The organism is Acidimicrobiales bacterium (assembly GCA_036273495.1).
GTDB lineage: Bacteria > Actinomycetota > Acidimicrobiia > Acidimicrobiales > JAJPHE01 > DASSEU01.
Window position 1 is genome coordinate 1 of sequence record DASUHN010000159.1, and the last position, 6,923, is coordinate 6,923.

Here is a 6,923-nt window from a genome sequence, read left to right on the forward strand (position 1 = left end):
GCTCCAAGGTGGACGCCGCCCGGCCCCTGGCTTCGATGTGCGCCATCCATCGGTCGATGAGCTCGGCGACGGTGTGCCCGCCCGCGTGCTGGTGACGGCCCTTGTCGACCTCAGTGACGAGTTTGGCTACGGCTCGTTGCGCCTCTCGCTTCGTACCGCGGACGGTGCGTGTGACGTACCGGTAGCGACCCGTCCCGGGGTCCTTCCCGAGCGAAACCCTGATCTCCCAGCTGTCGCGCCCCCGAGAGCGCAGGCTTCCCTGCATACGTAAGAGAGTGTACCGCCGGAGGCCCACCGATTATGGGCAAATTATGGGCAACTGGCCTTATGGATGATCAGCTGGGCGGAGCAAAACAGCCTCTGACCAGCGGAGGGAGAGGGATTCGAACCCTCGGGGCTCATCACCCAAGGCTTTTCAAGAGCCTCGCATTCGGCCGCTCTGCCATCCCTCCGAAGGGGAGGCTAATCACTCTCTTTGCGGATCTGGGCTCGTAGCTCGGCCACCCAGGCGTCCGCCTCCTTCCACGCCTTCTGCACGCCCCGGCGGATGTCCGGGCCGTGGGCGCCGGCGGCGGGGTAGGACCCGAGGTACTTCACGTTCTTGAGCTGAGCGTGCAGGTCGCGCAGGCAGTCGGCCACGACCTCGTCGGCGATGTGACCCTCGAGGTCGATGATGAAGCAGTAGTCCCCGAGCGCCTTCTTCGTCGGGCGCGACTCCAGCTTGGTGAGGTTGATGTTGCGGGCCGAGAACTGACCCAGGATCGAGTGCAGGCTGCCGGGACGGTCGGCCTTCTGGAAGCAGGCGATGCTCGTGCGGTCGTGGCCGGTCGGCGCCGGCACGCCGGAGACGGCGACCGAGACGAAGCGGGTGGCGTTGTCGGCGTGGTCCTCGATGCCCGACTCGAGGATCGCCAGCCCGTACAGCTCGGCGGCGAGGGCGGTGCTGACCGCCGCCGTCCCGGGGAGCTCCTCCTCGGCCAGCCGCCGGGCGGCCTCGGCGTTGGAGTGGGCGGGCACGACCTCGACTCCGGGCAGGCGGCTGGCCAGGAACTGGCGCACCTGGTTCTCGGCGAACGGGAACGCCAGCACCCGGGTCACGTCCTTCAACCCCAGCCCCTTCGGGCCCACCAGCTGCATGTGCACGTCGATCACGACCTCGCGCTGGATCAGGAGGTCGTACTCGAAGACCAGCGCGTCCAGGGTGGTGGTCTGGGTCCCCTCGATGGAGTTCTCGATCGGGACAAAGCCGATCTCGAGGGTTCCCGCCTGGGTTGCGGCCAGCACGTCGGTGACGGTCGTGAGCGGCACCAGCTCCTGGCCGGCCAGGTCCTCCTGGCTGAGCAGCGCCTCCTCGGTGAAGGTTCCCGGGGGCCCGAGATAGCCGATCTTGGCCATACGGCAGGATAGTTAGGCCATGGACGAGGCCAGCCTGCGCGAACTGCTCGACGCGGTGGCGACGGGGCGCACCACTCCGGACGACGCCGTGCGGCGGCTGAGGCGGCTCCCGTACGCGGATCTCGGCTTCGCCCGGGTGGACCACCACCGCGCCCTGCGCCAGGGGCAGGCCGAGGCGGTCTACGGGCCGGGCAAGACCCCGGCGCAGGCGGCGGCCATCGTGGCCGAGCTGCTCTCCGAAGAAGCCGGGGGACCGGTGCTGCTCACCCGGGCCGACGCCCGCCAGGTGGCCGCCGCCCTAGCCGCCGCGCCCGGGGGACGGGTGACCCCGCCCGAGGGCCACCCGTGCACGGTCGCGTGGCGGCCCGCCGCGGCCCGCCCCGAGAAGGTGGTGCTGGTCACCGCCGGCACCGCCGACCTGCCGGTGGCCGAGGAGGCCCGCGCCACCCTCTGCGCCTACGGCTTCTCCCCCACCGTGGTCTACGACTGCGGGGTGGCGGGCCTGCACCGCTTCCTCGCCGCGGTGGACGACCTGGCCGACGCCGCCGCCCTGATCGTGGTGGCGGGGATGGAGGGGGCGCTGGCGTCGATCGTCGGCGGGGTCACGCCGGCGCCGGTGGTGGCGGTGCCGACGAGCGTCGGGTACGGCGCCGCCCTGGAGGGGGTGACGGCGCTGCTGGCCATGCTGTCGTCGTGCGCGGCCGGGCTCACCGTGGTCGGCATCGACAACGGCTTCGGCGCCGCCACCGCGGTGGCGAGGATGCTCGGTCCGGCGCCGGGCGCGGGGCCCCGTTGACCCCGCCGGCCTCGTGACCCGGAGGGCCTGGTTCCACTGCTTCTCCGGCATCGCCGGGGACATGGCGCTCGGCAGCCTCGTCGACGCCGGCGCCGACCTCGAGTCGGTGCAGTCGCTCCTCGACCGGCTCCCGATCGGGCGCTGGTCGCTGACCCGGCGGGCGGTACAGCGGGGGGGCATCGCCGCCACCCGGTTGGTCGTCGACGCCGTGGACGAGGGGGTGGTGCGGACCCACGCCCACATCGCCGGGCTGATCGAGGAGGCCCGTCTGCCCGACCGGGTGCGCGACCGGGCCCTGGCCACCTTCGCGGCGCTGGCCGGGGTCGAGGGGCGCCTGCACGGCCGCCACCCGTCGCAGGTCCACTTCCACGAGGTCGGCGGGATCGACGCCATCGTCGACATCGTCGGCACGTGCGCCGCCCTCGAGGTCCTCGGCGTCGACGAGGTGTGGGCCAGCCCGGTCGCGACCGGGACGGGGGTGGTCCGGACGTCGCACGGCCTGCTCCCCAACCCGTCGCCGGCGGCGGTGGAGCTGCTGCGCGGCGTGCCGACCTACGGGCGGGAGGTGTCGGTCGAGCTCACCACCCCGACCGGCGCAGCGCTGGTGTCGACGCTGGCGTCGGGATTCGGCCCCCTCCCCCCGATGCGGGTCGAGGCCACCGGATTCGGCGCCGGCGAGCGCGAGATGGAGGAGCTGCCGAACGTCACCCAGGTGGTGCTCGGCCAGGCGGTGGCCGAGGAGGAGGCGGGGGACGGCCAGCCCGTCGTCCTGCTCGAGGCCAACCTCGACGACGTCAGCGGGGAAACCCTGGCCCACGCCGTTGCGGCGCTGGTCGCGGCGGGCGCCCACGATGCGTGGATCACCCCGGTGGTGATGAAGAAGGGCCGTCCCGGCCACGTCCTCTCCGTGCTGTGCGAGCCGGCCCTGCGCGCCGCCATGGTCGCCACCGTGCGGGCCGAGACCGGGACCCTCGGGGTGCGGGGCCAGGCGCTGCAGCGCTGGCCCGTGCCGCGTGCGGCCGACGCGGTGGAGGTCGAGGGGCTGGCGGTGCGGGTGAAGGTCTCCCCCGGGCGGGTCAAGGCCGAGGACGACGACGCGGCGCGCGTCGCCCGGCTGCGCGGCCTCCCGGTGAGGGACGTGGCCCGCCGGGCCGAGGAGGCCTGGCGGCGCCGGCCCCGGCCGGACGGCCCGACCGGTCCGGTGGGGGGTCCGCCGGGCGACGCCTCGTGACCGCGCCTCCTGGGACCGCTAGCCGCCCGGTTCCCGCCCCAGCTCGTTGAGCACCCGGATCACCTCGGGCGGCAGGCCCCGGATCATGTCCTGGAGCACGCCCCGGACGTGGGAGGCCTGGTCGCTCACCACCCCGAGCACGTCGGTGCGCTGCTTCTCGGTCATCCGCTCCCAGCCCTCGCGGAGGGCGTGGGCACCCATCTGGATGGCGCTGACCGAGTTCAGAAGGCCGTGGGCGATGACCGCGAGCGTCGCGTCATCCCCCACCAAGGCTCCGGCCCCCTCCGCCTCCGGCGATCCCACCACCAACCGCGGAGGTTAGGTGAATCTCCCGGGCCGGTGCCCTCGCCCGCAACGGGTGGCGCCCCGCCCCGGGCCACCGCGCCTCACCTGAGCAGGTACACGGCCACGGCCGTTCCCGCCACGACGATCACCCCCCGGAGGGCGGCCGCCGGCAGGCGCCGGCCCACCCGCGCCCCGATCTGGCCCCCGACCGTGCTGGCCCCGGCCAGGATGAGGGCGGGCGTCCAACGCACCGGCGCGTCGAAGATGAACAGGACGGCGGCTATCCCGTTGACCAGCGCGGCCAGCACGTTCTTGAGGGCGTTGACCCGCTGGAGGTCGTCGTCCATGCCGATCCCGAGCAGCCCGATGAGGATCACGCCCTGAGCGGCCCCGAAGTACCCGCCGTAGACGGCGGTGGCGAACACGCCCGCCCGCAGGGCGGGACCCCCGGCCTCGGGGCGGGTGCTGCCCCGGGCGGCGTGGCGCCGGTCGAGGGCCCGCGCCACCCGGGGCTGGACCAGCACCATCACCACCGCCACCAGCACCAGGTAGGGCACGATGCGCCGGAACGAGTGCGGGGCCTCGATCAGCAGGATCCCCCCGAGCAGTCCGCCTCCGAGGGCAAAGCCCCCCAGCCGCAGCACCCGTCCCCCCTGCCCTCTCAGCTCGCGGCGGTACCCCACCGCCCCGCTGACCGAGCCCGGGACGAGGCCGACGGTGTTCGACACGTTGGCGACGAAGGGGCTGTAGCCCAGGGCCACGAGGGTCGGGAAGGTGATGAGCGATCCCGACCCGACGATGGCGTTGACCGCCCCGGCCAGCAGACCGACGCCGGCGATCGCCGCGTCACCCCACGGGCCCACGGCCGTCAGGCGTCGCGGCGGGCGAGGAGGACCGCGGCCGCTACCAGGGCGACGGCGGCATAGGCGGCGAACACGCCGAGCCCGGTCCACGGCGCCAGGGAGTGGCTGGTCCCGAGGAAGCGGCCGTGCCGGAAGATCGCCTCCCCGGCGTTCACGGGCAGCCACTTCTCGATGGCGTCCTGCCACGACTGCGGGAGGGCGGCCACGATCCCCGGCAGCACCAGCAGCAGGCCGAAGAAGGTGGCGATGGCGCCGGCGGTGTGGCGGACCAGCGCGCCCAGCCCGAGGGCGAACAACCCCAGCACCGTCAGGTATAGCCCGGCGCCGATAACGGCCCTGAGCACGCCGGGATTACCGATGGGCACGTTGACGCTCTTGGTGGCCAGGATCGACTGGCCCACGAAGAAGGCGGCGAAGGAGGCGATCTCCCCGATCACGAACACCGCCACCGCGAACACGACGCCCTTGGCCGCCAGCACCAGGCGCCGTTGCGGAACGGCCGCGAACGTGGCCCGGATGACCCCGGTCGTGTACTCGTTGGTCATGACCAGCACCCCGAGCACGCCCACGGCCAGCTGGGCCAGCTGCACCCCGGCCAGGCTGAACCGCACGGCGTCGAACTCGAGGCGGTCACCGGGCGAGAGGTGGTTGATGCGGTTGATGTGCACCACGCACACCAGCGCCCCGATGCCGATGGTGGCCACCACCGCGAACAGCAGCGTCCAGTACGTGGACCGCACCGTGCGGAACTTCACCCACTCCATGCCGAGGGCGTCGGCGGCGACGCTCATCCGGTCGCCTCCGCCGGCGCCACCGGGGCGGCGTGGTACTCGACGGTGTCGCGGGTCAGCTCCATGAAGACCTCCTCGAGCGAGGCCTGGACCGGGGTCAGCTCGTGGAGGGCCAGGCCCCGCTCCGCCGCCAGGTCCCCGATGTCGGACGCCGGCAGACCCGTCACCAGGAGGGCGCCGTCGGGGCCGGGCTCGAGCGTGGCGCCCCTGCCCACCAGCAGGCCGGACAGCTCCTCGACCCGCGGCGACCGCACCCGGGCCCGGGCCTGGCCCTTGCCCTTCACGAAGTCCGAGACGCTGGTGTCGGCGATCAGCCGGCCCTTGCCGATCACGACCAGGTGGTCGGCGGTGAGGGCCATCTCGCTCATCAGGTGGCTGGACACGAACACGGTCCGGCCCTCCGCCGCCAGCGACCGCATCAGGTTGCGCACCCAGAGGATCCCCTCGGGGTCGAGGCCGTTGACCGGCTCGTCGAACAGCAGGATGCCCGGGTCCCCGAGCAGGGCGGCGGCGATGCCGAGGCGCTGGCCCATCCCGAGGGAGAAGGTGCCCGCCCGCTTGCGGGCCACGTCGGTCAGCCCGACCCGCTCGAGCACGTCGCCCACCCGCCGGCGGGGGATCCCGTTGGACAGAGCCAGGAACAGGAGGTGGTGGTACGCGGTGCGGCCGGGGTGGATCGAGCGGGCCTCGAGCAGCGCCCCGACCTCGTGGAGGGGACGGCGGTGGGACCGGTAGGGCGTGCCGTTCACCGTCACCTGGCCCTTGGTGGGCCCGTCCAGGCCCACGACCACCCGGAGAGTGGTGGACTTGCCACTCCCGTTGGGCCCCAGGAAGCCGGTGACCCGCCCGGGGAGCACGTCGAAGGTCAGCCCGTCGACGGCCACCGTCCCGCCGTAGCGCTTGACCAGCCCGCGCACCGCGATGGTCCCCGAGCTTCCTCCCTGCGCCACCCCCCCAAACCTAATGACAATCTTCGTTAGTCTCTGGATCGTGGCGGCCCCGAAGGCAGGAGAGCGACTGCGATGCCCGCAGTGCGGCACCGAGGTGGTCGTCGTGCGCGCGCCGGGTGACGAGCCGAAGTGCTGCGGACAGACCCTCCTCAGCGGCCGGGACGACAAGACCAAGACCGGCTGAGGCCCGCTCCCCGGTGGTGGGCGAGGGGGGACTTGAACCCCCACATCCTTTCGGACACAGGAACCTGAATCCTGCGCGTCTGCCAATTCCGCCACTCGCCCGGCGGGCCTGAACGTTAACGGACGGCGCAGGGATCCATTCCGGTCGCTGGGTAAGGTTTTGGTCAGCCATGGGACTCCAACAGTTCGAGCAAAGGCTCGAGCAGCTAGTGGAAGGGGTCTTCGGGCGGGTGTCGCGGGGCGGCCTGCAGCCGGTCGAGCTGGGCCGGAGGCTGACCCGGGAGATGGACCTGGAACGGAGCGTGGGGATGCGGGGCCTGATCGCCCCGAACCGGTTCACCGTCCGGTTGTCCGGGCGCGACCGCGATCGCTTCGGGCCCCTCGAGGAGGGGCTGGTGCGCGAGCTGGCCGAGGGGGCACGGGAGCACG

The 6,923-nt window shown here is 73.0% G+C and carries 9 protein-coding genes and 2 tRNA genes; 4 read left to right on the forward strand and 7 right to left on the reverse strand.

Going from position 1 to position 6,923, the window contains the following annotated elements; genetic code table 11:
• Nucleotides 1–368 precede the first annotated feature (368 nt).
• Nucleotides 369–452, reverse strand: a tRNA-Ser gene (locus tag VFW24_06645).
• Nucleotides 453–462: 10 nt separating this feature from the next.
• Entirely contained in the window at nucleotides 463–1,395 is a 933-nt protein-coding gene (pheA, locus tag VFW24_06650) for a prephenate dehydratase (protein ID HEX5266434.1), read from the reverse strand.
• Between the two features lie 19 nt (nucleotides 1,396–1,414).
• Here pheA and larB point away from each other — a divergent pair, with 19 nt between their 5' ends.
• Both larB and larC read left to right on the forward strand, forming a co-directional pair.
• The gene (gene larB / locus VFW24_06655) at nucleotides 1,415–2,191 is read left to right on the forward strand and encodes a nickel pincer cofactor biosynthesis protein LarB (protein ID HEX5266435.1); all 777 of its coding nucleotides are present in this window, start codon (nucleotides 1,415–1,417) and stop codon (nucleotides 2,189–2,191) included.
• Between the two features lie 13 nt (nucleotides 2,192–2,204).
• A complete protein-coding gene (gene larC, locus VFW24_06660; GenBank protein ID HEX5266436.1) occupies nucleotides 2,205–3,422 on the forward strand; it encodes a nickel pincer cofactor biosynthesis protein LarC in 1,218 nt (405 codons plus the stop codon).
• A gap of 18 nt (nucleotides 3,423–3,440) precedes the next feature.
• Here larC and VFW24_06665 read toward each other — a convergent pair whose 3' ends face one another.
• The 4 genes from VFW24_06665 to VFW24_06680 all read right to left on the reverse strand — a co-directional run bounded on the left by VFW24_06665 (nucleotide 3,441) and on the right by VFW24_06680 (nucleotide 6,311).
• Nucleotides 3,441–3,731, reverse strand: a complete 291-nt coding sequence (locus VFW24_06665) for a hypothetical protein (protein ID HEX5266437.1) — start codon at nucleotides 3,729–3,731, stop codon at nucleotides 3,441–3,443.
• A 77-nt stretch (nucleotides 3,732–3,808) separates the two neighbouring features.
• The gene (locus VFW24_06670; GenBank protein HEX5266438.1) at nucleotides 3,809–4,570 is read right to left on the reverse strand and encodes a sulfite exporter TauE/SafE family protein; all 762 of its coding nucleotides are present in this window, start codon (nucleotides 4,568–4,570) and stop codon (nucleotides 3,809–3,811) included.
• A 5-nt stretch (nucleotides 4,571–4,575) separates the two neighbouring features.
• Nucleotides 4,576–5,361, reverse strand: a complete 786-nt coding sequence (locus VFW24_06675; protein HEX5266439.1) for a hypothetical protein — start codon at nucleotides 5,359–5,361, stop codon at nucleotides 4,576–4,578.
• Nucleotides 5,358–6,311 (reverse strand): ATP-binding cassette domain-containing protein, encoded by a 954-nt coding sequence (locus VFW24_06680; GenBank protein HEX5266440.1) that lies wholly within the window; start codon nucleotides 6,309–6,311, stop codon nucleotides 5,358–5,360. The genes VFW24_06675 and VFW24_06680 overlap by 4 nt, the downstream gene beginning before the upstream one ends.
• A gap of 40 nt (nucleotides 6,312–6,351) precedes the next feature.
• Here VFW24_06680 and VFW24_06685 point away from each other — a divergent pair, with 40 nt between their 5' ends.
• A complete protein-coding gene (locus VFW24_06685) occupies nucleotides 6,352–6,495 on the forward strand; it encodes a hypothetical protein (protein HEX5266441.1) in 144 nt (47 codons plus the stop codon).
• A gap of 14 nt (nucleotides 6,496–6,509) precedes the next feature.
• Here VFW24_06685 and VFW24_06690 read toward each other — a convergent pair.
• A tRNA-Leu gene (locus VFW24_06690) sits at nucleotides 6,510–6,596 on the reverse strand.
• Between the two features lie 68 nt (nucleotides 6,597–6,664).
• Here VFW24_06690 and VFW24_06695 point away from each other — a divergent pair.
• Nucleotides 6,665–6,923 (forward strand): DUF3662 domain-containing protein (locus VFW24_06695; GenBank protein ID HEX5266442.1); only part of this gene is annotated, 259 nt, incomplete at its 3' end.

Coding starts and splice junctions, on each gene's coding strand:
- larB (HEX5266435.1), top strand. CDS start 1,415: ATGGACGAGGCCAGCCTGCGCGAACTGCTCGACGCGGTGGCGACGGGG.
- VFW24_06675 (HEX5266439.1), bottom strand. CDS start 5,361: ATGAGCGTCGCCGCCGACGCCCTCGGCATGGAGTGGGTGAAGTTCCGC.
- pheA (HEX5266434.1), bottom strand. CDS start 1,395: ATGGCCAAGATCGGCTATCTCGGGCCCCCGGGAACCTTCACCGAGGAG.